This is a genomic window from Mycobacterium heidelbergense, from assembly GCF_010730745.1.
Lineage (GTDB): Bacteria > Actinomycetota > Actinomycetes > Mycobacteriales > Mycobacteriaceae > Mycobacterium > Mycobacterium heidelbergense.
In genome coordinates this window covers 939158-963387 of the sequence record NZ_AP022615.1, presented here as the reverse complement: position 1 = coordinate 963387, position 24230 = coordinate 939158, and the positions used below count along the sequence as shown (strand labels likewise).

The window sequence follows — 24230 nt, the reverse complement described above, 5'->3', positions numbered from 1 at the left end:
ACACCATGATGGCCGTGCCGAGTACACGCCCGCGGGGGCCCGTTCCCACCGTCGCCATGGTCGGCGGGGGTCAGCTCGCCCGGATGACCCACCAGGCGGCGATCGCGATGGGGCAGACCCTGCGGGTGCTGGCCACCGCCGCCGACGAGTCCGCCGCGCAGGTCACCCCCGACGTGGTGATCGGCTCGCACACCGATCTCGAAGACCTGCGCCGGGTGGCGGCCGGAGCCGACGTCCTGACCTTCGACCACGAGCACGTCCCGGCCGAGCTACTGGACAAGCTGGTCGCCGAGGGCGTCAACGTGGCACCGCCGCCGCAGGCGTTGGTGCACGCCCAGGACAAGCTGGTGATGCGGCGCCGGCTGGAGGCGCTGGGCGCGCCGGTGCCCCGCTACGCCGGCATCGGCAGCCCGGACGAGCTGGACGCCTTCGCCGCGCGGGTGGGCGGCCCCGTGGTCGTGAAGGCCGTCCGCGGCGGTTACGACGGGCGCGGGGTGCGGATGGCCCGCGACCCGTCGCACGCCCGCGAGATCGCGGCCACCTTCCTGGCCGAGGGGGTGCCGGTGATGGCCGAGGAACAGGTGGACCTGCGCCGCGAGCTGTCGGCGCTGGTGGCGCGCTCGCCGTTCGGGCAGGGCGCGGCGTGGCCGGTGGTCGAGACGGTGCAGCGGGACGGGATCTGCGTGCAGGTGATCGCCCCCGCGCCGGACCTGCCCGACGACGTGGCCTCGGCCGCCCAGCGGCTGGCGTTGCGGCTGGCCGCCGAACTCGGTGTGGTTGGCGTGCTCGCCGTCGAGCTGTTCGAGACCGCCGAGGGCGCGCTGCTGGTCAACGAACTCGCGATGCGGCCGCACAACTCCGGGCACTGGACCATGGACGGGGCGCGCACCAGCCAGTTCGAACAGCATCTTCGCGCGGTGCTGGACTACCCGCTCGGCGACACCGGCGCCATCGCGCCGGTGACGGTGATGGCCAACGTCCTGGGCGCCGCGCAACAGCCGGCGATGACCGTCGACGAGCGGCTGCATCACCTATACGCGCGGATGCCCGACGCCCGGGTCCACCTCTACGGCAAGGCGGAGCGCCCCGGCCGCAAGGTGGGGCACATCAATTTCCTGGGCGGCCAGGGCGCCGGGGCCGCGGACTTGCCGAGGCTGCGTGAACGCGCCGAGCTGGCGGCACACTGGTTATCTCATGGGCAGTGGACGGACGGATGGGATCCACATGGCTAGCGCCGGCGACGATGCAGAGCGAAGCGATGGGGAGGAGTGGCGCCATGGGTAAAGCTCCCCGCGTCGGGGTGATCATGGGCAGTGACAGCGACTGGTCGGTGATGGCCGACGCCGCCGCGGCGCTGGCCGAATTCGACATCCCGGCCGAGGTCCGGGTGGTCTCGGCGCACCGCACGCCGCAGGTGATGTTCGACTACGCACGCGGCGCGGCCGACCGCGGCATCGAGGTGATCATCGCGGGCGCCGGGGGCGCGGCCCACCTGCCCGGCATGGTCGCCGCCGCGACGCCGCTGCCGGTGATCGGGGTGCCGGTTCCGTTGGCCCGCCTCGACGGCCTGGACTCGCTGCTGTCGATCGTGCAGATGCCGGCCGGGGTGCCGGTCGCCACCGTCTCCATCGGCGGCGCCCGCAACGCCGGTCTGCTGGCGGTGCGCATCCTCGGATCCTCCGACCCGGCGCTGCGGGCTCGGATCGTCGCGTTCCAGGACCAGCTGGCCGAGACCGTGAGGGCCAAGGATGCGGCCCTGCAGCAGCGCCAGGGTAAAGTTACCGGCGAGTAGCTAGGAGGCTGAGATGGCCACATGGGCCGGAAACCCCACCTTTGATCTGTTCCAATTGCCCGAGGAGCACCGCGAGCTGCGGGCGGCGATCCGCGCGCTGGCGGAGAAGGAGATCGCCCCGCACGCGGCCGACGTCGACGAGAATTCCCGGTTCCCGCAGGAGGCGCTGGACGCGCTGAACGCCTCGGGCTTCAACGCGGTGCACGTGCCGGAGGAGTACGGCGGGCAGGGCGCGGACTCGGTGGCCGCGTGCATCGTGATCGAGGAGGTCGCCCGGGTGGACGCGTCCGCGTCGCTGATCCCCGCGGTGAACAAGCTGGGCACCATGGGCCTGATCCTGCGCGGCTCCGAGGAGCTCAAGAAGCAGGTGCTGCCGTCGATCGCCGACGGCACCGCGATGGCGTCCTACGCGCTGAGCGAGCGCGAGGCCGGCAGCGACGCGGCCTCGATGCGGACCCGGGCCCGGCCCGACGGCGACGACTGGATCCTCAACGGCGCTAAGTGCTGGATCACCAACGGCGGCAAGTCGAGCTGGTACACGGTGATGGCGGTGACCGACCCGGACAAGGGCGCCAACGGCATCTCGTCGTTCATGGTGCACCGCGACGACGAGGGGTTCACCGTCGGGCCGAAGGAAAAGAAGCTCGGGATCAAGGGCTCGCCGACCACCGAGCTGTACTTCGAGAACTGCCGCATCCCGGGCGACCGGATCATCGGCGAGCCGGGCACCGGCTTCAAGACCGCGCTGGCGACGCTCGACCACACCCGTCCCACCATCGGCGCCCAGGCCGTGGGCATCGCCCAGGGCGCGGTGGACGCCGCGATCGCCTACACCAAGGACCGCAAGCAGTTCGGGGAGTCGATCAGTAGTTTCCAGGCCGTGCAGTTCATGCTGGCCGACATGGCGATGAAGGTGGAAGCCGCGCGGCTGCTGGTGTACCAGGCGGCCGCCCGCGCGGAGCGCGGCGAATCCAATCTCGGCTTTATCTCGGCGGCGTCGAAGTGCTTTGCCTCCGACGTCGCGATGGAGGTCACCACTGACGCCGTGCAGCTGTTCGGCGGCGCGGGCTATACCACCGACTTCCCGGTCGAGCGGATGATGCGCGATGCCAAGATCACCCAGATCTACGAGGGCACGAATCAGATTCAGCGCGTGGTGATGTCGCGGGCGCTGCTGCGCTGACTGAAGCCGGCAACGACAACGACAACGGCGTCAGGCCGGAGCTGGGATATGCGAAACGCTGCTTGCCAGATTCGTGCACTATTGCGCCGGCGACACGTTCGTTTAGGACAACGACTAGGTCATCAATCACCGTGAGTGCCAAAGGCTCTTAGCTGGGCGATCAGGTCACGCGCGGCTTGCTCGCCATCGTTGAGTGGTACTTCTTCGAGTAGACTCAACCGATGGCCGAGTGCATGTGCGACGGCTATGTAGGCTGCGATCTCACCGTTATAGCCGGCCTCGATTCGGTTAACGAGCTGCCGCGACACCCCGGCTCGGCGACCAACTTCAGCCTGGGTGAGCCCGGCCTGGATGCGTGCATGACGCAACTGCGCTCCCAACTGCGCTAGATCTTCCCCGATGAGGTTTCGCATCGTGTCACAACACCATGACCAGCTGCCTCCTGTCACGATACCCTGACATCAACCCTCGTTTACGCGCGTTCTACTGCGCCCGGCGCGAACTGCATCACCGCGACACCACTGGTGCGCACCGAGAACCACCACGGCCCCTCGGGCACACGGTCAACGTGGTTCTCGATGCTTGTCCAGCGGGTGGCCAACCGCACCATCTGATCCCACGCGGGTTTGCGCCCAATGTCGCCATGCAGGTGGATCACCTTGAGTTTGTGCGTAATTGCCAGCTCGGCTTCGGCCGGCCTGGTACGCAGCCGCTTGTCGTTGGTAATCATTACCCAGCCGCGATCACCGACGATCGGAACCCACTCGGGGTCCGTAATCCCACGCGGCAGCAGCTTCTCAACGGGTGGACGGCTGAAGCGCGCGGCGTCTCTACGTAGCGCGATCATGCCGTTGCCGAGGCTCAGTAGGTTCTCATCGACGAGGTATTTCACGTCATCGAGACCCACCACCGTCGGCGCCTACGCCGCTGCCAACCGGTACCTTGCTGTGTAGGCGATCGCTTGATCCACTTGCCGCAGGCTGAGCCCGTACTCCGCGGCTAAAACCTCGTGCGGTTCACCGCTATTGGCCATGCCGGCGATCGTCACAGGAGAGACTCGACGACCGACGAACGTCGGCTGCCCGCTGTAGCGCATCGGGTTAATCACGATGTCGGGGAAGTCGCGGTCTGCGGGGATTTCGGCGATTATGGCCTCGCCGTTCTCGTCCATCCCGAGGGTAGACAGGTTGGCGAGCCACCTGCCGTCGCCGAGCAATTGCTGACCGGTGCGTATGACGACCTCATACTCCGATTCTTCGTCCTTTATTGTGAGATCGCGCTCGTGGACAGAGAGATACGGGCGCATAAGCGCCAATGGATACTGTGTGTCGAACCGTCGCCGTAGTTCGTCAATCGCCGCCCGCAATCGTGGGATTGGGACGTTCTTCACGTCGCGGAACTCGGCGAGCATGCGTGTCTCGACGAATTCGCCCCAGGTAATCCACGGAGTGTCATGTGGCTTTACCCGCAAAATCGGGTCGTAGGCCTTGCCGGCGCGTTCGTAACCGTTGATCCATCGCCGCGCTGTCCCGCCGTGCAGTCCGATCAGCCGATCCACTTCGGCGTATACGTAGACCTCGCGATCGAGCATCGAGGTAACAACCATGTGCGCAAGCATGACACAACGCTATTGGTGGAGCCTGACACCTCACGGTAAAGCGCCCGCCCGGCCCGGTAGGCGAGGATAACCGGCATCAACACCCCTTGTCGCGGGTGCTGCAGCGCTGATCGCCGCATCGCCAACACAGCGCTACCGCGATTCCGAGTGCCGCCGGGCGAACCAGGTGATCAGCCGGCCGACGACGATCAGCAGCAGCACGAAGACGATCAGCAGGAACGCCGCGTCGTAGGACAGGTTGCGCGCCGTCCTCGACGGCAGGTTGTAGAACGTCCAGATCGGGTAGGTCAGGTAGCCGACCGGTGAGTCGGTGAGCTTTCCGGTCGGGGCGGAATTCGACCAGCCCGCCGTGTACAGCATCGGCGCCGTCTCGCCGACCGCCAGCGCGAGCGCCACCAGCAGGCCGGTGACGATTCCGGGGATCGCCGACTTGAGCACGATCTTGCGCAGGGTCCAACCGAGCGGCAGGCCGAGCGCTTCGGCCCCCTCCCGGTAGGACGTCGGCACCTGCGAAAGCGCCGACTCGGTGGCCTTGGCGATGTACGGGATGCTCATGGCCGACAGCGTCAACACGCCGGCCGCCAGCGAAAACCCCCAGTGGAACGTCACCACGAGCGCCAGATAGCCGACGTAGCCGAGCACGATGGACGGGATGCCGGACAGCACCTCGTAGGCGCCGCGCAGGATCGATCGCGTTCTGCCGCCGGCGAATTCGGACAGGTAGATCCCGGTCAACACGCTCACGGAGCCGCCCACCAGCATGACCCCGACGCCGACCACCACGGTGCCGATGATGGCGTTGCGCAGGCCGCCGCCGTTGCCGCGCGTGTTCTCGGTCAGCACGCTCCACTTGAACACCGGCACGGCGCGGCCGATGACCTCGATCAGCATCCACAGCGTCGGCACGACCACCACCGCCAGGCAGCACGCGCAGGCCGCCCAGAACAGCGCGTTGACGACCTTGCGCCTCGTCGCGCCCACCTCAGACGCCCCGTCCCACCGGCAGCGCCGTGCCCGACACCCGGCGCACCAGCGCGCGGGCCGCCACGTTCGTCAGCAACGTGATCACCATCAGCACCAGGGAAACCTCCGCGAGGGTCTTGACCGCGAAGTCGGTGAAGTCGGTCATCGCCGAATCCAGTTGTGACACAACGGTTGCGGCGATGGTGGTCATCGTCGCGTAGATGTTGGCGGGCATCGCACCCAGCACCGCACCCGACACCATGGCGACGGCCATCGTCTCGCCCAGCGCGCGCCCGAGCCCGAGCACCACGGCGCCGACGATGCCACTGGACACCCACGGCAGGGTCACCCGCCGCGCGCACTCCCAGTCGGTCATTCCCAGCGCGACCGCGCCCTCGCGCGGCAGCACCGGCACCTGCCGGAGCAGGTCACGGGTGGTGCTGGCGATGATGGGAATGACCATCACCGCCAGCACCAGGCCGGACACCAGCATGCCCTCCCCGTTGCCGGGGTTGCCGCGGAAGTAGTCGAGCACCGGCACGTCGGGGGCGTTGCGGGCGATCACCGGGGCCACCTGGTGGGCGATGAACGGCCCGAACGTCATTGCGCCCCACAGGCCGACGATGACGCTGGGGATGCCGGCGAGCAGCTCGAGCACCATCCCGATGGCCGACGCCAGGCGCCTCGGCAGCCGCTCCACGATCGCCAGCGCCGCGCCGATCGACACCGGCACCGCGATGATCAGCGCGATCGCGGACGTCGCCAGGGTCCCGACGATCAGCGGCAGCGCGCCGTAGTAGGCGCCGACGGGGTGTTGGACGCCGCGGGTGACGACGGCGTCGCCGTACGTGTTGCCCGGGTTCCAATCGGTGGCGGTGAAGAAGTGCAGCCCGTTGACCCTGATCGCGGGCAGCGCCTCGAGGAGCAGCGTCGCCAGCACGAACCCGAGCGCCAGCAGCGGGATCACCGCGCCCACCGCGCCCAGCGAGCGCACGGCGAGGCCCGCGCGGTGCGCGCCCCGAACCCGGTCCAGGGCGCGCCCCACCGTGAAGGCGGTCACCGAATCCCTACTGGCCGCTGATCGTGGCGATCTGGGCGTCCGACAGCTTCACCACCGGCGCCGGCAGCGGCTGGAAGTGGACCTTGTCCAGGAACGAGGCGTTGTTGCCGTCGGTGATCGCCCAGTGCAGGAACGCCTGCAGCGTCTGCGCGGTGGCGGCGTCCTTCTGGCCGCTGTTGACGATGGCGTACTCGTAGTTGACGATCGGATACCCGTCGGCGGCCGGGCCGTTGATCAGCGAGATGGCCTGGTTCGCCGGGGTCTGCGACGCGAAGCCGGCGGCCTCGGCCTGAATGCTTTGGGCGTCGGGCAGCAGGTACTTGCCGGAGGCGTTGGCCAGTTGCGCCTCGCCGAGCCCCTTTTGCTGGGCCTGGTCGAGGAAGCTGATGCCGATGTAGGCGACGCAGCCCGGGGTGCCCGCGCAGCCGGTCACCATGCCGCCGTTGCCGTTCTCGCCCAGCGCGCCGGGCACCGCCGGGAAGTCGACGGTGGTGCCGAAGCCGGGCGACTTGCCCCAGCCGTCGGGGTCCTGTTTGGACAGGTACTGGGTGAACAGGAAGGTGTCACCGGACCCGTCGGAGCGGTGCAGCGGAACCACCGGGGTGGCGGGCAGGTTCACGCCGGGGTTCAGCCCGGTGATCTGCGGGTCGTTCCAGGTCTTGATCGCGCCCCGGTACATGGCGGCCAGCACCTGGCCGTTCAGCTTGAGGTGTTCGGTGACGCCGGGCAGGTTGTAGTTGACCTGCTGCGCCGAGATGGCCAGCGCGATGTTCATCAGCCCCTTGTGCTGGGCCATGTCGCCCTCGGACAGGTAGGCGTCGGAGGCGCCGACGTTGACCGCCCCGGCCGCCGCCTGGGAGATCCCGGTGCCGGAGCCGGTGCCCTGCGGGGTGATCGTGACGCTCGAGTACTTGTCGTGATAGGCCGGGCCCCACAGGTTGAACAGCGGGTACAGCAGCGTGCTGCCGGTCTCCGACAGCGTCACCGGCGAGGACGCCGGCGTCGTGGCGACCGGGCCGGCGCTGCCGGACTGATTCGACGATCCGCCCGTCGAGTTCGAACCACAGGCGGCCACGGCCAACACCAGTGGCGCAATGGCCGCCGCCGCCAAGTACCTACACAAACGAACTTTCACGGTTCTCACCTTTCCCTTGCGTTACTCTGCTCACCCGCTGATCTTGGCGATCTGGGCGACCGACAACGTCACCACCGAGTCCGGCAACGGCTGAAAGTGGATCTTGTCCAGGAACGAGTCGTCGTTGCCGTCGGTCACCGCCCAGTGCAGGAACGCCTGCAGCGTCTGGGCGGTGGCGGCGTCCTTCTGGTTGGCGCTGATGATGGCGTACTCGTAGTTGACGATGGGGTAGCCGTCGGCGGCCGGGCCGTCGATCAGCGAGATCGCCTGGTTCGCCGGGGTCGTCGCGAAGCCGCCGGCCGCGGCCTGGATGGTCTTGGCCTTGGGCAGCAGGTACTTGCCGGAGGCGTTGCCCAGCTTGGCCTCCCCGAGCCCCTGCTCGTCGGCGGCGTCCAGCGAGCCGATGCTGGCGTAGGCGACGCAGCCGGGGTTCGCCGCGCAGCCGGTCACCATGGCGCCGTCGCCGTTCTCGCCCAGCGCGCCGGGCACCGCCGGGAAGTCGACGGTGGTGCCGAAGCCGGGGGAGCGGCCCCAGCCGTCGGGGTCCTGCTTGGACAGGTATTGGGTGAACTGAAACGTGCTGCCGGACCCGTCGGAGCGGTGCAGCGGAACCACCGGGGTGTCCGGCAGGCGCAGGCCGGGGTTGAGGGCACCGATCCGCGGGTCGCTCCAGGTCTTGATCGCGCCCTGGTACATGGCGGCCAGCACCTTGCCGTTCAGCTTGAGGTGCTGATGGATGCCGGGCAGGTTGTAGTTGACTTGCTGCGCCGAGATGGCCAGCGCGATGTTCATCAGCCCCTTGTGCGCGGCCATGTCGCCCTCGGACAGGTAGGCGTCGGACGTGCCGATGGTGACCGCCCCGGCCGCGACCTGGGAGATCCCCGCGCCCGAACCGCTGCCCTGGGTGGTGATGGTGACGTTCGGGTACTTCTGGTGATAGGCGGCGCCCCACTCGCTGAACAGCGGGTAGAGCAGCGTGCTGCCGGTCTCCGACAGCTCCATCCTGGCCGGCGCCGGCGAGGTGGCGACGCTTCCGGCGGTCGGCGCGGCGGTCGGCGCGTGCGAACCGCAGGCGGCGACCCCCAGGGCCGTCGTCAGGGCGAGCAGCGCATCCAACCGAGTCTTCACGTCCTCGCTTCCTCGTGCGTCCCGCCCGGCGGGCCCTCGTGGCCCCGGCCAGCTAGCTGTCGGTGGCCCCAACCTTCTCGGTGCCCGCCCGCGCCGGCCGGAACGGGGCGAAGTAGCGGACGGTTTCCTCATGCTTCGGCGATAAGAACAGCTGTTCGGTGGGCCCCTCCTCGACCAGCCGGCCTTCGAAGAAGAAGGCGGTCCGGTCGCCGGTGCGGGCGGCCTGGGCGAGGTCGTGGGTCACCATGATCACGGTCAGGCGGTCGGCGAGCGAGCGGATGAGGCCCTCGATCTTTTCGGTCGTGGTCGGGTCCAGCGAGGAGGTCGGCTCGTCGAGCAGCAGCACCTCCGGGCCGACCGCGAGGGCGCGGGCCAGGCACAACAGCTGCTGCTGGCCGCCGGAGAGGCGGAACGGGGAATCGCCGAGCCGATCCTTGACCGCGTCCCAGAGGCCGACCTCGGTGAGCCGGTCCTCGGCGACGCGTTTGAATTGCTTGCGCGGCACCATTTTGTGCGCGCGCACCCCGGCGACGACGTTGTCCATGATCGACATGGGGAAGGGATTGGGACGTTGGAACAGCATGCCGACGCTGCGGCGAAACTCCATCAGGTCGCGGTCGGCGAAGATGCTGCGCCCGCCCATCAGCACGTCGCCGCTGTGCCGGAAACCGGAGACCTTGTCGTTCATCCGGTTCAGCGTGCGCAGGAAGGTCGTCTTGCCGGAGCCGGTGGGTCCCAGCAGGGACGTGACCGCGCGCGCCGGAAAGTCCAGGCTCACCCCGTCGAGGACGGTCTTGGCGCCGAAACCCAGCGTGAGGTTCACCGCCGCGATGGCGGAGGGGGCCGCATTGCCGGCACCGCCGTTGGCGTCGAGCTGTTCACGGTCCATCAACCGTGATGTTACGTGCCGTTCGCCCGCATTCGGGGTTTACGTCGTGGGTGCTCAGCCAATTACAAGCTGGCGTTAATCCCACGCCCATCTTCAAAGATTTGTATATTCACGACTGGTTCATGTGTTCGTTGCCAAACCCGTTATTTGTCGCCCTGACACGAGGAGGACCGTGAGGTTCATCCGATCCGGCGCCGCGCTGAGCCTGCTGGCCGCCGGCACGCTGGTGTTATCGGGATGCGGCGGCAATTCGAACACGTCGGCCGGATCCAGCGCCACGTCGGCCCCGGTGAACTGCGGCGGCAAGAAACTGCTCCACGCCAGCGGCTCGACCGCGCAAGAAAACGCCATGGAACAGTTTGTCTACGCGTATATCCGGGCCTGTCCGGGCCACACGCTGGACTACAACGCGAATGGCTCCGGCGCCGGGGTGGAGCAATTCGTCAACAACGAAACCGACCTGGCGGGCTCCGACGTTCCGTTGGATCCCTCGACGGGTCAGCCCGACCGGGCGGCGGCCCGCTGCGGTTCCACGGCGTGGGACCTGCCGACGGTGTTCGGCCCGATCGCGGTCACCTACCACCTCAACGGCGTGGGGTCGCTGAACCTCGACGGACCCACCACGGCGAAGATCTTCAACGGCAGCATCACCAGGTGGGACGACCCGGCGATCAGGGCGCTCAACGGGGGCGCCGCCTTCCCCTCGACGCCCATCCATGTCGTGTTCCGCAGCGACAAGTCCGGGACCACGGCCAACTTCCAGCAATACCTCGACGGCGCGTCCAACGGCGCGTGGGGCAAGGGCGCCGGCGAGACGTTCAACGGCGGCGTCGGCGACGGCGCCAGCGGCAACAACGGCACGTCGGCGGCGCTGCAGAGCACCGACGGGTCGATCACCTACAACGAGTGGTCGTTCGCGGTGGGCAAGCAGCTGCACATGGCGTCGATCATCACGTCGGCGGGTCCGGATCCGGTGCCGATCACCACCGACTCGGTCGGCAAGACCATTGCCGGCGCCAGGATCCAGGGGCAGGGCAACGACCTGGTGCTGGACACCTCGTCGTTCTACAAGCCGACCCAGGCCGGCGCGTACCCGATCGTGCTGGCGACCTATGAGATCGTCTGCTCGAAGTACCCGGATTCCGCGACGGCGGCGGCCGTGAAGGCGTTCATGCAGGCCGCGATCGGGCCGGGGCAAGACGGTTTGGAGCAGTACGGATCCATTCCGCTGCCCAGCTCGTTCCAGTCGAAACTGGCGACGGCCGTGAATGCCATCGCGTGACCAGACGAAGGGAGCCCCGACGGTGAGCGGGCCAGGTTCGCGGGCGGGGTCGCAGTTCGGGCCCTACCGATTGTTGCGGCTGCTGGGCCGCGGCGGGATGGGCGAGGTCTACGAGGCCGAGGACACCCGCAAGCGCCGGGTGGTGGCGTTGAAGCTGATATCCCCCCAATACTCCGGCAACCCGATCTTTCGCGCGCGGATGCAACGCGAGGCCGACGCCGCGGGCCGGCTGACCGAGCCGCACGTGGTGCCGATCCACGACTACGGCGAGATCGACGGGCGCCTCTACCTGGATATGCGCCTGATCGAGGGCACCGACCTGGCCGCCCTGTTGAAACGCTCCGGGCCGCTCAGCCCGCCGGAGGCGGTGGCCATCGTGAGCCAGATCGCCTCCGCGCTGGACGCCGCGCACGCCAACGGCGTGACACACCGCGACGTCAAACCGGAAAACATCCTGATCACCAAGAACGACTTCGCCTATCTGGTGGATTTCGGGATCGCCCGCGCCGCGAGCGATCCCGCCCTGACCGCGACCGGGACGGCGATGGGCACCTACCGGTACATGGCCCCGGAGCGGTTCACCAGCGACGAGGTCACCTACCGCGCCGACATCTATTCGCTCGCTTGCGTGTTCGGTGAGTGCCTGACCGGGTCGCCCCCGTACCAGTCCGACAGCGTGGAACGGTTGATCGCCGCGCACCTGCTCGAGCCCGCCCCGCGGCCCAGCCAACTGCTGCCGGGCAGGGTTCCGGTGGCCCTGGATCACGTGATCGCCCGGGGCATGGCCAAGAACCCCGAGGAGCGTTACCGCACCGCCGGGGAAATGGCCGACGCCGCCCACGAGGCCCTGACCACATCCGAGCAGCACCAGGCCGTCGCCATTTTGCGGCACGGCGAGGATGCGGCCCGATCGAGCGGCGACGCCGAGACGATGGCGCGTCCCGTGGCATTCGACGGCGGCGGTGGCTGGACGTCGCCGCCCGCCGGCGTGACCGGCTGGCGCGGCCAACCCGCGCCGCCGCCGTATCGCGAGCCGCCCGCGCCCCGGCCCGGCCGAAAACGCAAGCCGTGGATCATCGCCGGCGCCGTTGCGGCCGCGCTCGTCCTCGTCGCCGTCATCGCCATCGTCGTCGTAGCGCGCGGGTCGCACCCCGCGTCGAAGCAGGCGTCGGGGCAGACCGTGTTGCCGTTCAACGGCCTCGACTTCCGCCTCTCCCCGGGCGGGGTGGCGCTGGACAAGGCCGGCAACGTGTACGTCACCAGCGAGGGCATGTACGGGCGGGTGGTGGAGTTGCCGCCCGGAAGCAGCGCCCCGAGGGTGCTGCCGTTCAACGGTCTTTATCAGCCGCAGGGACTGGCGGTCGATGATGCCGGCGCGATCTACGTCACCGACTTCAACAACAGGGTGGTGAAGTTGGCGGCCGGGTCGAACAACCAGACGGTGCTGCCGTTCACCGGCCTCAACTACCCCGAAGGCGTCGCGGTGGACGGTCAGGGCAACGTCTATGTCGCCGACCGGGGCGACAGCCGGGTGGTGAAGCTGGCGGCCGGCTCGAACGCCCAGACCGACCTTCCGTTCGACGGCCTGAAGAACCCCGACGGCGTGGCGGTGGACCCCGCCGGCAACGTCTACGTCACCGACACCGACAACAACAGGGTGCTCAAGCTGGCGGCCGGGGCGACCGCCCAGACCGAGCTGCCGTTCACCGGCGTCACCGTGCCCTGGGGCATCGCGGTGGACAACGACGGCACCGTCTACGTCACCGAGCACGACAGCAGCCAGGTGGTGAAGCTGCCGGCCGGGTCGAACGCCTCGACGGTGCTGCCGCTCACCGGGCTCAACACCCCGTTGGCGGTGGCGGTGGACACCGATGGCAACGGCGCCGGAGACGTCTACGTCGCCGACCGCGGCAACGACAGGGTGGTCAAACTGGTTCCCTGACCAGGAACGCGTCGTTGTGCTGGCCCGCGGTGGGTGGGGGATCGGCGGCCACGGCGTCGAAGCTGGCGTAGCGGGCCGGGGTGCGGATCACCGTGATCGCGTCCTCGCCGTCGCCGACCCGCAGCGCGAGCTCGTTCTCGGCGAACAGCGGGGTGTCGACGACCTGCTTCCAGCTGTAGGCGAGGCAGGCCATCAGCCCGCCCTGCTGCAGCAGCTCCACCCATGCGGCGGCGGTCTTGGCGGCCAGCGCCTTTTCCAGCTCCTCGGTCAGCTCGGGGTAGTTGAGGGCCCGCGCGCGCTGGTCGGCGAATCGCTCGTCGTCCAGTAGGTCGGGCCGGCCGATGATCTCGCACAGCTTGGCCCAGTGCTTGGGGACGTACGCGCTGATCACGAGGTGGCCGTCGGCGGCCCTGAACGCGTCCGACGGCTGGGTGGCGAAGCCAACTCCCTTGCGCCGCTTGGGTTTCGGCTCGGACGCCGCGCTCGGTTTGTTCAGGTGCATGGTGAGCTGGTTGGCCTGCAGTCCCACCGCGACGTCGTACATCGCGACCCGGACCGTGTCGGCCACCCCGTGGCGCTCGCGGTTGAGCAGCGCGGCCAGCACCGCCTGGGCCAGCACGTGGCCGCTGGCGTTGTCGACAAGCTGGAAGGGGATGATCTGCGGTTTGCCGTCCGGCGTGGGCATGCCGGTGGTCATGCCCGACTCGGCGGCGACCATCAGGTCGACGCCCGGCCTGCTGCCGTTCGGGCCGTTGCCGCCGTAGGCCGACAGGCGCGCGTAGATGAGCTTGGGATTGCGCGACCGCAGGTCGTCGGGGCCGAGGCCCATCCGTTCCATGACGCCGGGCCGAAACCCTTCCAGCACCACGTCGGCGGTGTCGGCGAGACGCAGGATCTGGCGCTTGCCCTCTTCGGTTCTCAGGTCCACCGTGACCGACTTCTTGCCCCGGTTGTTCGGCAGGAAATACGTGGCCAGCGGCGGGCGGCCGGGCAGGACCGCGGTGATCTGCCGGGCCGCCTCGCCGCCGGGCGCCTCGACCTTGATCACCTCGGCGCCCAGGTCGGCTAGCACCTGCCCGGCCAGCGGCCCGGCGACGTTCTGCGTGAAGTCGAGTACCCGGAATCCGTCAAGTGGCTTGGCGGGCTTGTTGTTTGGCCTGTCCGGCATCGTGGGGCCTTCCTTTAACCCGGCTGGTGTAACACCGCGGTGCAGTAGTAGTTCTTGGCGAAGGGGGCGCCGGGCTCGGTGGACTGCAGCGGTAACCCGTTGTCGCCCAACAGCTCATTCAGCGACGTCCGAACCGGGTGCCAGCCACGGTCGGCCAGGTAGGCCGCCACGTCGTTGCGCTCCCCGGGGAAGCCCAGGTCGCCGAGCGCGATGTCGAGGCCGTTCTCCCGCCACTTCTTGCTGGCCTCGTTGAGGGCCTGCTGATTGTCGCCCGAGTTCACGAAGACCTCGGCCACCAGCTGACTGCCGTCGGCGCTGAGCGCGGTGATGTTGTCCAGCAACCGATCCTGGGCGTCGGCCGGCAGAAACCCGAGCAGGCCCTCGGCGGCCCACGCGGCGGGCCGGCTGGGGTCGAAACCCGCCCGCCGCAGCGCCGCCGGCCAGTCGTGGCGCAGGTCGATCGCGACCGCCCGCACGTCGGCCGTGGGCTCGGCGCCGAGCCCGGCGAGGGTGGCGGTCTTGAATTCGATGACTTGCGGCTGGTCGATCTCGTACACCGTCGTGCCCGCGGCCCAGGGCAGCCGGTAGCCGCGCGCGTCCAGGCCGGAGGCCAGGATGACCACCTGGCGGATGCCCGCCTCGCCCGCCCGCGCGAAGAACGCGTCGATGTACCGCGTGCGGGCCGCCATCATGTCGGTGACGCGCTGCATGCCCCACGGGGCGCCGGGCACGTCGACGTCGGCGGAGTCGAGTTCGCCGGCGGCCCAACGGGTGAAGAAGTCGACGCCCACGGCGCGCACCAGCGGCTCGGCGAACCGGTCGTCGATCAGCGCGGCTCGGGTGGCGCGGGCCCGTCCCGACGCGACCATGGTCGCGGTGGCTCCCACGCTGGTCGCCAGGTCCCAGGAGTCATTGTCGGTACGCGCCATCGTGTCCCTCCCTCGATCCACTGCTTAGCCACAATAACGATACGGTCTCCAGCCGGTTCGGCGTCCCGGGCCCGGGGCCGTCGCGCCTCTACCATCGCTTCGATGGAAACGCTGATCTCGGTGGCCCCTGCGCCGTTCACACGGGACGTCGGCTGGCAGCGCGGCGCCGATGCGGCGCGGCGGCTGGCCTGGCTCAGCCTGGCCGTGGTGCTCGTCGAGGGTGTCGTCGGGCTGTGGCAGGGGCTGGTGGTCGGATCCGTCGCGCTGACCGGGTGGGCGCTGGGCGGCGGGGCGGAGGCGCTGGGCAGCGGGATGGTGGTGTGGCGCTTCAGCGGCTCCCGCACCCTGTCCGAGACGGCCGAGCGGCGCGCCCAGCGCGGCGTGGCGGTGTCGTTCTTTCTGACCGCCCCCTACATCGCCGCCGAGTCGTTGCGCGACCTGGCCGACGGACGCCACGCCGCCCCCTCGGTGATCGGTATGGGGCTGACGGCCGTCGCGCCGCTGCTGATGCTGACGCTGGGCTGGGCCAACCATCGCCTCGGCACGCGACTGGACTCGGAAGCCACCCGCGGTGAGGGCACCCAGAACTACCTGTGTGCGGCGCAGTCGGCCGGCGTGCTGGCGGGCCTCGCGGTCACGGCGCTGTGGGCCGGCGGGTGGTGGGTCGACCCCGTCATCGGGCTGGGGATCGCCGGCGTCGCGGTCTGGGAGGGCATCCAGTCCTGGCACGGCCACGCCTGCGGCTGCTGACGCCGCCGGATATGCGCGAGCGTGCGTGCCGGGTATGCGCGAGCGTGCGTGTTTGCACACGACACGCCGCGCAATGGCGTACAACTGCGCACGCTCGGCGCGGCTGAGCCCGGCGGGGGCTGAGCCCGGGCGGGGCTCAGTCCAGGCGGTAGCGGATCAGCCGGGAGCTGTTGGCCACCACCGCCACCGACGAGGCGTTGTGCAGGATCGCGGCCAGCACGGGGGAGAGCGCACCGCCCGCGCCGATGATCAGCCCGACGGCGTTGACGGCGATGGACATGCCGTAGTTCTCGCGGATGACGTCGACGGCCCGGGCGCCCAGGTCCCCCACGTCGAGCAGGCGATGCAGGTCGTCGTTGGCCAGCGCCACGTCGGCGGTCTCGACGGCGACGTCGGTGCCCGCCAGGCCCATGGCGATCCCGATGTCGGCGGCGGCCAGCGCCGGGGCGTCGTTGATGCCGTCGCCGACCATGCCCACGACGTAGCCCTCGCCTTGCAGCTCGCGCACCACCGTGAGCTTGTCCTCCGGCATCACCTCGGCGCGCCACTCGTCGATCCCGAGCTCGCCAGCAACCACCCGCGCGATCTCGGGGTGGTCGCCGGTGAGCATGACGATGCGGCGAATCCCGTTGGCGCGCAACTTCTTCAGCACCTCTCCCGCCTCGGGCCGCACCTCGTCGCGTAGGCTGATCAGCCCCACCAGCGTGCCATCCACCGCCAGCAGCAACGGCGTCTCCGCCCGGCGCCGCAGCTTGTCCACCCATTCCGACGCCTTCTTGGGCACCTTGACCTTTTCGGCGCGCAACAGCGACGGGCTGCCCAGCAGCAGGGTCCGGCCGTCGGCCCAGGTCCGCATCCCGAGGCCCACCAGCACCTCGCACTCCTCGTGCGGGGGGATGCTGATGTGGCGCTCCTCGGTCGAGCGGATCACCGCCTCGGCCAGCGGGTGGCGGGAGTGGATCTCCGAGCTGGCCGCGTACGCCAGCACCTGCTCGGGCTGCCAATCCTTATGCATGGCAACGATATTGGTGACCACGGGGCGCCCGACGGTCAGCGTCCCGGTCTTGTCGAACACGATCGCGTCGACCCGGCCGGCCTGCTCCAGGTGGGATCCGCCCTTGATCAGGATGCCGCGGCGCGCGCCGTTGCCGATCGCCGCGCTGATCGCGGTCGGGGTGGCCAAGCCCACCGCGCACGGGCACGCGATCAGCAGCATGGTCATCGCCCGGCGGACGTCCCCGGTGATCGCCAGGGTGATCGCCGAGACGATGAACGACGTGGGAACGAAACGGCGGGAGAAGTTTTCGCCGACGGTCTGGATCGGTGCCCGGTCGTGCTGTGCCTCCTCGACCCGGGTGATGATCCGGCCGATGGCGGTCTGGTTGCCGACGGCGTGGGCGCGGACCACGACGCGTCCGCGCACCACGACCGAACCGGCGTGCACGTGTGACCCGACGACGACGCTGACCGGCAGGGTTTCGCCGGTGATCGCCGACTGGTCGACGATGGCGTCGCCGTCGACCACCTCGCCGTCCACCGGGATCGCGACGTGGTCGTGGACGATCACCTCGTCGCCGATCCGCACGGTGTCGATGGGGACCTGGATCTCCTGGCCGTCGGTCAGCCGGATCCACGCCGTGTCCTGGCTGCCGCGCAGCAGCTCGGAGATGGCCCGCCGGGTGCGGCGCAGGGTCAGATCCTGCAGGTACTCACCGATGTTGAGCAGCCAGAGCACCGTCAGCGCGACCACGTTCTCGCGCAGGATCAGGCTCGCCACGGTCGCCGCCGAGACCAGCGCGTCGGTGCCGGCCCGTCCGGAGCGCAGGGAGCGCAGCGCGCCGCGCAGGAACGGGTAGCCGGTGAAGACGGTGACGCCGGTGGCGAACAGCCGGCCGCTGGGGCCGAGCAGCAGCGGCCGCGCGAACACGTAGCGGCGCACGCCCAGCAGGGCCAGCGCCGCGCCGCCGATCGCCATGCGAAGGACATCGGTGTTGCGGATCTCCGACGAATGCGGCGCGCGTGCCGGGATCAGCTCGGCGGCGACGTGCGCGGCCTCGCTGATTGCCTTGAGCGCCAAGGCGCGATCGCACCGCCTGGGGGAGTACCACACGACGACGGAGCCGGTGCGCGGGTAGGCGTGCACGGCGCGCACCCCCGGCTGTTTGGCGACCGCCTCTTCGACAGCCACGGCCCGCCGGGAGTTGCTGCGCACCCAGCCGACTCGGACCCGCATCCGCCCAGCCGCATCCGAAACAACTTGCAGGGCAGGATCTTTCGCGGTATCGATCTCTGGGACGATCGCGAGGGTCATGTCGAGCGATCAGTGCTCGTGCTCGTGGGCGTCCGTGACGGCCGGGGTGGGTGCCTCCTCGCCGATGCGTTCGCGGGCCTCGGCCATGACGTCGGCAAGCTTCAGCCGCGCCGACTCGGCGGCTTCCTCGGCCCTGCGGGTTCCGCGCAGCCCCAGCTCCGCCGCCGACACCGCGGTCTCGTGCAGCGGCGCCTTGGCCGCGGCCTTGCGCACTACCTCGTAGGCCGTCACGCCGACCAGGCCGGTGATCACCGTCCCCGCTGCCTTCGCCAAGAGTCCGTAGACCGCCATTGCCTGAACCTCCCTGTCGTCACAGCGTCGGATAATGATCGCACGAAAGTAACATTAAAGTATTGCGATATCAACATGCATTGAGCAGCGCCGCGGGTCGTCGCGGTTGTCGGTTCTGGTCGTAACTCGTCTCCGTGACGTGGCCGTCTAGCCTTAATGACATGCGATTCGCCCGCATCACCATCGACCCAGACGTGATGGGGGGAATGCCGTGCATCAGAGGCTTGCGCATCCCTGTCGCGACCGTGGTCGCGATGGTTGCCGACTAGATGACGCCGGCTGACATTGTTGCCGAGCTTCCGGATCTCACCGCCGAAGACGTTGCCGAGGCTCTGCGTTATGCGGCGGAGGCAGTGCGGGAGCGAGAGTTGCCGTTACGTCCCGGCGCATGAGGTTGTTGCTGGACGAGAATCTTTCGCCGGCCGTGTCTGGGTATCTTGTCGAGGCAGGTCACGACGTTGTCCATGTGCGGGACCGTGGATTGACAAGCGCCAGCGAATGAGGTGGTCCTCGCGCAGGCCGTCGCCGAGGAACGGGTCTCGGCACCTTGTTGGCCCGCTCGGGCGCCGGTAAGTGGCCACCGAACGCCGCCACAACCGCGAAGCACGCCTGGCCCGACGCGGACCAGCCCTACCCGACACCGTTCTAGAGGACCCGGGTCACCTTCTCGGTCTCGATCCGGCGCTGCACCAACGCCTGGTCGGGGCTGGCGACCTGCACCAACGACGCGCCCACGGCCAGGATCGCCAGCAGACCGTCCACCAGCTCGCCGGGCCGCGTCCACGACGCACTGGAAAGCACCCGGTCGTTCGACGTCAAACCCCTTGCCGCCGCGGAACTCTCGCAGTCGGCCAGGACCTCGTCGACCGACCGGCCTTCCAGCGCCGGACCCGGACCGCGCTCGGGAACGATCTGATCGCCGTGCACCCGCACCGCGGTGGCGTAGTCGGTGACGCCGATCGGCAGGTCGGCGGCGGGACGGCCGAACGGGTCCAGCGACAGCACGGCCACCTCACCACCCTGGTCGACGGCCGCGTCGGCCTCGTCCAGCCGTTCGGCGGTGCACAGCGCCACATCGGCCGGGCCGGCGAGCACCGCCTCCGCGCCGATCCACCACACCCCGAACAGCACCACCGCCGTCTGCCAGTGCGCCGGCAGCAGGATCGCGACCCGGCTGGCCGGCCCGGCGCCCATCTCGTCGCGTAACAGGTTGCCGGTCTTGGCGGCCCAATTAGCCAGCGTCGCCGCGGACAGCTCGATGCGTTCGCCGGTCGCGTCGTCGTAGTAGGTGATGCGCGGACCGACCGAATCGGCCCGCAGCATCGGGTCCAGGATGGCCGCGGAGAGCGTGCTCAGTTGATGCACTCCGGCTTGTCGGAGCCGGCGGTCAGGATCGGCGACGGCGCCGGCGCGTTCGAATCGGCGCCCGACTCCGGGTTCGACGCCAGGGCGGTCACCACCCGGCTGTCCCCGCTGAGCCCGGAGCCCGGGCCGGTGTAGTCGTTGGCCAGCACCACCCGGACGGATCCCGGCGCGATGGACGCGTCGGCCACGACCGGCAACCCGCCGAGTTCCTTGGAGATCTGCTGCGCCCCCAGGTCGTCGGTCTTGGCGGCCCGCACCTGGCTGCCCTTGACGTGACCGCCCTCGTTGTTGCCGACCGCGCCGGTGCTAAATCCCTTGGAGCTCAACACCTCCGACACCGACGCCGCCAGCCCGTTGATGTCGGTGTCGTTGACCACGCTGGCGGTGGTCTTGGCGGGCGTGTAGGCCAGCTCCTCGGTCTTGCCCTGAGCCTGGTCGTGCAGCAGGCCGCCGACCCAATCGGCCACCTGATGCGGGTCCACCCGCACCACGCTTTGCATGCCGTCGTCGCTCCAGCCGGCCCCGTCGAGCACCGGAATGGTGGCGAAGGCGACCTTGCCGCCCGCCAGCTTCTGCAGCTGCTGCACGAAATCCATGATGTCCCAACCGGAAGAGATCACCACCGAACGCTGCACGGCCGCCTCCAGCCGCTTCAAAGTGGTGGGGCTGGACAGCGTCTGGTTGGAGATGACCCGGTGGGCCAGCGAGGCCATCACCGCCTGCTGGCGCACCACCCGGTCCAGGTCGCCGCGCGGGAGGTCGTGGCGCTGGCGCACGAAGCTGAGTGCCTGCGGGCCGTTGAGCCTCTGCTGGCCGGCGGGAAAGTCGGCGCCCGAAAGTGGTTCGAACACAGGGTCTTTGAGGCAGACGTCGACGCCGCCGAGCGCGTCGGTGATCAACGCGAAGCCGAGCAGCCCGATCTCGGCGTAGTGGTCGACGGTGACGCCGGTGAGGTCGGCGACGGTCTTGATCAGGGCCTCGCGACCGGCCTCGGTGCCCTGCGCCGCGGCGTCCTGCGCGGAATCGCCGGCCTTGACCAGGCTGGCCCGCTTGGCTTCCCGGGTTTGGCCGTAGACGCCGTTGATCTTCGTCTTGCCCAGTCCGGGGGCCGCGACGTAGGAGTCCCGCGGAATCGAGATCGCGGTCGCCGACTTCCCGTTGTTGGGTATCCGGATCAGGATGATCGTGTCGGTGTTGGTGGCTTCCTCGTCGCCGGCCCGCAGGGTCTCCAGCTCCTCGGCGGACAGGGGGTTGCCGTGCGCGTCGGTGCGGCTGTCCAGGCCGACGAGCAGGATGTCGATGGCGCCGTCGTCGCCGCCCTTGCCCAGTGAGGGCGCGGACATGTGGAAGATGCCGTCCTCGAAGGACCGGACGTTGCTCCACGCCATCCCGGTGCCGAGGACGACCGCGAGGGTCAGCACAGTGGCAATCACACGAATCACACGCTGCACAGGCATCACACTAGGTTACTTGTGACACAGCCGCTTGTCGGGTAGCCGGCGGCGGCGTGCCAGACTCGAACCATGTCGGCCAGGTCAGAAAGGCTCGTGATTACGGGCACGGGCGGGCAACTGGGCGGCTGTTTGACGGGGCTGGCCACCGGCCGGGGGCGTGACGTGCTGGCGCTGACGTCGTCGCAGTGGGACATCACCGACCCCGCCGCGGCCGGGCGGATCGTCGAAAACGGCGACGTGGTGATCAATTGCGCCGCGTACACCGACGTCGACGGCGCCGAGAGCGACGAGGCGCGCGCCCACGCGGTCAACGCCGCCGGCCCGGAACACATCGCGCATGCCTGCGCGCGCGCCGGCGCCCGGTTGATCCACGTCTCCACCGACTACGTGTTCAACGGCGACTTCCACGGCGGCCGGCCCCGCCCCTACGAGCCCGCCGACGAGACCGCGCCGCAAGGCGTCTACGCGCGCAGCAAGCTCGCCGGCGAACGGGCCGTGCTGGCCGCGCTGCCGGACGCCACGGTGGTCCGCACCGCCTGGGTCTACACCGGCGGAACCGGCAAGGACTTCGTCGCCGTCATGCGCCGGCTGGCCGCCGGGGACGGCCCGGTGGACGTGGTCGACGACCAGACCGGGTCACCCACCTACGTCGCCGACCTGGCCGCCGCGCTGCTGCAGGTCGCCGACGACCGCGTGCCCGGGCCCATCCTGCACGCCGCCAACGAGGGCGAGGTCTCCCGCTTCGGGCAGGCCCGCGCGGTGTTCGAGGAATGCGGCGCCGACCCGGCGCGGGTGCGGCCGGTCGGCAGCGCGCAATTTCCGCGGCCGGCGCCGCGACCGAGCTATTCGGCGCTGGGCGGACGGCAGTCCGCCGCGGCGGGCCTGACGCCGCTGAGGCCCTGGCGCGCCGCGCTTGTCGCCGCCCTGGCCGCATCTGGCAGCGATGGCGCGGCCGGCCGACCGTTACCCTCTACGCGTGACTGACGCCCTGCCGGTCGTGACGGTGACCTACTCGCCGGGCCCCCACCTGGAGCGGTTCCTGGCCTCGTTGTCGATGGCCACCGAGCGCCCGGTCAGCGTGCTGCTGGCCGACAACGGCTCCACCGACGGGACCCCGCAGGCGGCCGTCGAGCGCTACCCGAACGTGCGGCTGCTGCACACCGGCGCCAACCTCGGCTACGGCACCGCGGTGAATCGCGCCGTCGCACAGCTGGATCGGGAGCACGACTGGGTGATCGTCGCCAACCCCGACGTGCAGTGGGGCCCGGGCAGCATCGACGCGCTGCTGGACGCCGCCGCCCGCTGGCCCGGTGCCGGGGCGCTGGGCCCGCTGATCCGCGATCCCGACGGGTCGGTGTACCCGTCGGCGCGGCATCTGCCGAGCCTGATCCGCGGCGGCATGCACGCGGTCGTCGGGCCGTTCTGGAAGCGCAACCCGTGGACGGCGGCCTACCGCCAGGAGCGGCTCGAGCCCAGCGAACGCGTGGTGGGCTGGCTGTCGGGGTCGTGCCTGCTGGTGCGCCGGTCGGCGTTTGAGCGGATCGGCGGGTTCGACGAGCGCTATTTCATGTACATGGAGGACGTCGACCTCGGTGACCGGCTGGGCAAGGCCGGCTGGCTGAGCGTCTACGTCCCGTCGGCCGAGGTGCTGCACCACAAGGGACACTCCACCGGGCACGACCCGGCGAGCCATCTGGCCGCGCATCACAAGAGCACCTATATCTTCCTGGCCGATCGGCATTCGGGGTGGCGGCGGGCGCCGCTGCGCTGGACGCTGCGGGGCTCGTTGGCGGTGCGTTCCCGTCTGATGGTGCGCCAGTCGCGCCGACGGAGACTGGCAGAAGGGCGGCGCTGAGTTGGCTAATCCTCAGGTCGATGCGGTGATCCTGGTCGGCGGCAAGGGCACCCGGCTGCGGCCGCTGACGCTCTCGGCGCCCAAGCCCATGCTGCCCACCGCCGGGCTGCCGTTTCTGACGCATCTGCTCTCGCGGATCGCCGCGGCGGGCATCGAGCACGTCATCCTCAGCACGTCGTATCGGGCCGCGGTGTTCGAGGCCGAGTTCGGCGACGGGTCCAAGCTGGGCCTGCAGATCGACTACGTGACCGAGGAGAGCCCGCTGGGCACCGGCGGCGGCATCGCCAACGTCGCCGACAAGCTGCGCCACGACACCGTGATGGTGTTCAACGGCGACGTGCTGTCCGGCGCCGACCTGGGCGAGCTGCTGGCGTTCCACCACGCCAACCGGGCCGACGTCACGTTGCACCTGGTGCGGGTGGGCGACCCGCGGGCGTTCGGCTGCGTGCCCACCGACGAGGAGGGCCGCGTCGTCGCCTTCCTCGAGAAGGCCCAGGATCCGCCGACCGACCAGATCAACGCCGGCTGCTACGTCTTCGACCGCGACGTCATCGACCGGATTCCGCGGGGCCGTCAGGTCTCGGTGGAGCGCGAGGTGTTCCCGGCCCTGCTTTCGGACGCCGACGTCAGGGTCTGCGGCTACGTCGACGCCTCCTACTGGCGCGACATGGGCACGCCGGAGGACTTCGTCCGCGGGTCGGCGGACCTGGTGCGGGGGATCGCCCCGTCGCCGGCGCTGGGCGGCCACCGCGGCGAGCAGCTGGTGCACGACGGCGCGGCGGTATCCCCGGGCGCGGTGCTGATCGGCGGCACGGTCGTCGGACGGGGCGCTGAGATCGGGCCCGGCGTCCGGCTGGACGGCGCGGTGGTCTTCGACGGGGCAAAGATCGAGGCCGGCAGCGTGGTCGAGCGCTCGATCATCGGCTTCGGCGTTCGCATCGGCCCGCGGGCGCTGATCCGCGACGGCGTGATCGGCGACGGCGCCGACATCGGCGCGCGCTGCGAGTTGCTGCGTGGCGCGCGGGTGTGGCCCGGCGTCGCGATCCCCGACGGCGGGATCCGCTACTCGAGCGACGTGTAGGCCTCGTCCCGTATCGGCCGTCGGCCTCTTCCGC

Annotated in this window: 24 protein-coding genes and 1 pseudogene; 11 read left to right on the top strand and 14 right to left on the bottom strand. The window is 69.7% G+C overall.

The window, feature by feature from the left end; genetic code table 11:
- Positions 1-5 precede the first annotated feature (5 nt).
- Genes G6N25_RS04595 through G6N25_RS04585 form a run of 3 tightly spaced genes read left to right on the top strand, consistent with a single transcriptional unit; the run spans position 6 to position 2975 of the window.
- Positions 6-1232 carry a 5-(carboxyamino)imidazole ribonucleotide synthase gene (locus tag G6N25_RS04595; protein ID WP_083073270.1) on the top strand — a complete coding sequence of 409 codons (1227 nt, stop codon included), beginning with the start codon at positions 6-8 and terminating at the stop codon, positions 1230-1232.
- A gap of 44 nt (positions 1233-1276) precedes the next feature.
- A complete protein-coding gene (gene purE / locus G6N25_RS04590; protein WP_083073210.1) occupies positions 1277-1792 on the top strand; it encodes a 5-(carboxyamino)imidazole ribonucleotide mutase in 516 nt (171 codons plus the stop codon).
- Positions 1793-1805: 13 nt separating this feature from the next.
- Complete coding sequence (locus G6N25_RS04585) at positions 1806-2975, top strand: acyl-CoA dehydrogenase (protein ID WP_083073209.1); 1170 nt, start codon at positions 1806-1808, stop codon at positions 2973-2975.
- Positions 2976-3097: 122 nt separating this feature from the next.
- Here the strand turns inward: G6N25_RS04585 and G6N25_RS04580 are convergent, their stop codons facing one another.
- From G6N25_RS04580 to G6N25_RS04545, 8 genes are all read right to left on the bottom strand, one after another.
- On the bottom strand, positions 3098-3388 hold the full coding sequence (locus G6N25_RS04580) for a helix-turn-helix transcriptional regulator (RefSeq protein WP_083073208.1): 291 nt from the start codon (positions 3386-3388) through the stop codon (positions 3098-3100).
- Positions 3389-3447: 59 nt separating this feature from the next.
- Positions 3448-3882 (bottom strand): PIN-like domain-containing protein, encoded by a 435-nt coding sequence (locus G6N25_RS04575; protein ID WP_232065699.1) that lies wholly within the window; start codon positions 3880-3882, stop codon positions 3448-3450.
- A gap of 12 nt (positions 3883-3894) precedes the next feature.
- Entirely contained in the window at positions 3895-4593 is a 699-nt protein-coding gene (locus tag G6N25_RS04570) for a DUF433 domain-containing protein (RefSeq protein WP_083073206.1), read from the bottom strand.
- A gap of 132 nt (positions 4594-4725) precedes the next feature.
- On the bottom strand, positions 4726-5574 hold the full coding sequence (gene pstA / locus G6N25_RS04565) for a phosphate ABC transporter permease PstA (protein ID WP_083073205.1): 849 nt from the start codon (positions 5572-5574) through the stop codon (positions 4726-4728).
- 1 nt (position 5575) lies between these two features.
- On the bottom strand, positions 5576-6589 hold the full coding sequence (gene pstC / locus G6N25_RS04560; RefSeq protein ID WP_142272546.1) for a phosphate ABC transporter permease subunit PstC: 1014 nt from the start codon (positions 6587-6589) through the stop codon (positions 5576-5578).
- Positions 6590-6623: 34 nt separating this feature from the next.
- Complete coding sequence (gene pstS, locus G6N25_RS04555; protein WP_083073269.1) at positions 6624-7751, bottom strand: phosphate ABC transporter substrate-binding protein PstS; 1128 nt, start codon at positions 7749-7751, stop codon at positions 6624-6626.
- A gap of 30 nt (positions 7752-7781) precedes the next feature.
- Positions 7782-8879, bottom strand: a complete 1098-nt coding sequence (gene pstS / locus G6N25_RS04550; RefSeq protein ID WP_083073203.1) for a phosphate ABC transporter substrate-binding protein PstS — start codon at positions 8877-8879, stop codon at positions 7782-7784.
- 52 nt (positions 8880-8931) lie between these two features.
- Positions 8932-9768, bottom strand: coding sequence for an ATP-binding cassette domain-containing protein (locus G6N25_RS04545; protein ID WP_083073202.1), 837 nt, complete (start codon positions 9766-9768; stop codon positions 8932-8934).
- A 172-nt stretch (positions 9769-9940) separates the two neighbouring features.
- Between G6N25_RS04545 and pstS (G6N25_RS04540) the strand changes: the two genes are divergently transcribed.
- Both pstS (G6N25_RS04540) and G6N25_RS04535 read left to right on the top strand, forming a co-directional pair.
- Positions 9941-11050, top strand: coding sequence for a phosphate ABC transporter substrate-binding protein PstS (pstS, locus tag G6N25_RS04540; protein WP_083073201.1), 1110 nt, complete (start codon positions 9941-9943; stop codon positions 11048-11050).
- 22 nt (positions 11051-11072) lie between these two features.
- On the top strand, positions 11073-12992 hold the full coding sequence (locus tag G6N25_RS04535) for a serine/threonine-protein kinase PknD (RefSeq protein WP_372506758.1): 1920 nt from the start codon (positions 11073-11075) through the stop codon (positions 12990-12992).
- On the opposite strand, the gene G6N25_RS04530 is transcribed toward G6N25_RS04535, so the two are convergent.
- Together G6N25_RS04530 and G6N25_RS04525 are read right to left on the bottom strand one after the other, a co-directional pair.
- A complete protein-coding gene (locus G6N25_RS04530; protein WP_083073199.1) occupies positions 12976-14160 on the bottom strand; it encodes a CoA transferase in 1185 nt (394 codons plus the stop codon). The two genes, G6N25_RS04535 and G6N25_RS04530, sit on opposite strands and share 17 nt — an antisense overlap.
- 14 nt (positions 14161-14174) lie before the next feature.
- The gene (locus tag G6N25_RS04525; RefSeq protein ID WP_083073198.1) at positions 14175-15089 is read right to left on the bottom strand and encodes a class I SAM-dependent methyltransferase; all 915 of its coding nucleotides are present in this window, start codon (positions 15087-15089) and stop codon (positions 14175-14177) included.
- Between the two features lie 102 nt (positions 15090-15191).
- Between G6N25_RS04525 and G6N25_RS04520 the strand changes: the two genes are divergently transcribed.
- A complete protein-coding gene (locus G6N25_RS04520) occupies positions 15192-15839 on the top strand; it encodes a cation transporter (protein WP_083073197.1) in 648 nt (215 codons plus the stop codon).
- A 136-nt stretch (positions 15840-15975) separates the two neighbouring features.
- Here G6N25_RS04520 and ctpC read toward each other — a convergent pair whose 3' ends face one another.
- The gene (ctpC, locus tag G6N25_RS04515; RefSeq protein WP_083073196.1) at positions 15976-18150 is read right to left on the bottom strand and encodes a manganese-exporting P-type ATPase CtpC; all 2175 of its coding nucleotides are present in this window, start codon (positions 18148-18150) and stop codon (positions 15976-15978) included.
- Between the two features lie 9 nt (positions 18151-18159).
- Complete coding sequence (locus tag G6N25_RS04510; RefSeq protein WP_083073195.1) at positions 18160-18441, bottom strand: DUF1490 family protein; 282 nt, start codon at positions 18439-18441, stop codon at positions 18160-18162.
- Positions 18442-18602: 161 nt separating this feature from the next.
- Here G6N25_RS04510 and G6N25_RS04505 point away from each other — a divergent pair.
- Positions 18603-18833, top strand: a pseudogene (locus G6N25_RS04505) (DUF433 domain-containing protein).
- The gene (locus G6N25_RS24410; RefSeq protein WP_158084859.1) at positions 18830-18943 is read left to right on the top strand and encodes a DUF5615 family PIN-like protein; all 114 of its coding nucleotides are present in this window, start codon (positions 18830-18832) and stop codon (positions 18941-18943) included. The pseudogene G6N25_RS04505 and the gene G6N25_RS24410 overlap by 4 nt, the downstream one beginning before the upstream one ends.
- 143 nt (positions 18944-19086) lie before the next feature.
- Here G6N25_RS24410 and G6N25_RS04495 read toward each other — a convergent pair whose 3' ends face one another.
- Positions 19087-19806: a TIGR03089 family protein gene (locus G6N25_RS04495; RefSeq protein WP_197745668.1), complete on the bottom strand. Its 720-nt coding sequence runs from the start codon at positions 19804-19806 to the stop codon at positions 19087-19089.
- Complete coding sequence (locus G6N25_RS04490; protein WP_372506761.1) at positions 19794-21266, bottom strand: LCP family protein; 1473 nt, start codon at positions 21264-21266, stop codon at positions 19794-19796. Before G6N25_RS04490 ends, G6N25_RS04495 begins: the two co-directional genes overlap by 13 nt.
- Positions 21267-21329: 63 nt before the next feature.
- Between G6N25_RS04490 and rfbD the strand changes: the two genes are divergently transcribed.
- Genes rfbD through manB form a run of 3 tightly spaced genes read left to right on the top strand, consistent with a single transcriptional unit; the run spans position 21330 to position 24196 of the window.
- The gene (rfbD, locus tag G6N25_RS04485; protein ID WP_083073193.1) at positions 21330-22244 is read left to right on the top strand and encodes a dTDP-4-dehydrorhamnose reductase; all 915 of its coding nucleotides are present in this window, start codon (positions 21330-21332) and stop codon (positions 22242-22244) included.
- The gene (locus tag G6N25_RS04480; protein ID WP_083073192.1) at positions 22237-23115 is read left to right on the top strand and encodes a glycosyltransferase family 2 protein; all 879 of its coding nucleotides are present in this window, start codon (positions 22237-22239) and stop codon (positions 23113-23115) included. The genes rfbD and G6N25_RS04480 overlap by 8 nt, the downstream gene beginning before the upstream one ends.
- A 1-nt stretch (position 23116) precedes the next feature.
- Positions 23117-24196: a mannose-1-phosphate guanylyltransferase gene (gene manB, locus G6N25_RS04475; protein ID WP_083073191.1), complete on the top strand. Its 1080-nt coding sequence runs from the start codon at positions 23117-23119 to the stop codon at positions 24194-24196.
- Positions 24197-24230 lie beyond the last annotated feature (34 nt).

Excerpts from the sequence above, each read along its gene's own strand:
- G6N25_RS04595 (WP_083073270.1), top strand. The coding sequence starts at position 6 with ATGATGGCCGTGCCGAGTACACGCCCGCGGGGGCCCGTTCCCACCGTC.
- purE (WP_083073210.1), top strand. The coding sequence starts at position 1,277 with ATGGGTAAAGCTCCCCGCGTCGGGGTGATCATGGGCAGTGACAGCGAC.
- G6N25_RS04585 (WP_083073209.1), top strand. The coding sequence starts at position 1,806 with ATGGCCACATGGGCCGGAAACCCCACCTTTGATCTGTTCCAATTGCCC.
- G6N25_RS04580 (WP_083073208.1), bottom strand. The coding sequence starts at position 3,388 with ATGCGAAACCTCATCGGGGAAGATCTAGCGCAGTTGGGAGCGCAGTTG.
- G6N25_RS04570 (WP_083073206.1), bottom strand. The coding sequence starts at position 4,593 with ATGCTTGCGCACATGGTTGTTACCTCGATGCTCGATCGCGAGGTCTAC.
- G6N25_RS04545 (WP_083073202.1), bottom strand. The coding sequence starts at position 9,768 with ATGGACCGTGAACAGCTCGACGCCAACGGCGGTGCCGGCAATGCGGCC.
- G6N25_RS04530 (WP_083073199.1), bottom strand. The coding sequence starts at position 14,160 with ATGCCGGACAGGCCAAACAACAAGCCCGCCAAGCCACTTGACGGATTC.
- G6N25_RS04525 (WP_083073198.1), bottom strand. The coding sequence starts at position 15,089 with ATGGCGCGTACCGACAATGACTCCTGGGACCTGGCGACCAGCGTGGGA.
- G6N25_RS04520 (WP_083073197.1), top strand. The coding sequence starts at position 15,192 with ATGGAAACGCTGATCTCGGTGGCCCCTGCGCCGTTCACACGGGACGTC.
- ctpC (WP_083073196.1), bottom strand. The coding sequence starts at position 18,150 with ATGACCCTCGCGATCGTCCCAGAGATCGATACCGCGAAAGATCCTGCC.
- G6N25_RS04510 (WP_083073195.1), bottom strand. The coding sequence starts at position 18,441 with ATGGCGGTCTACGGACTCTTGGCGAAGGCAGCGGGGACGGTGATCACC.
- G6N25_RS24410 (WP_158084859.1), top strand. The coding sequence starts at position 18,830 with ATGAGGTTGTTGCTGGACGAGAATCTTTCGCCGGCCGTGTCTGGGTAT.
- rfbD (WP_083073193.1), top strand. The coding sequence starts at position 21,330 with ATGTCGGCCAGGTCAGAAAGGCTCGTGATTACGGGCACGGGCGGGCAA.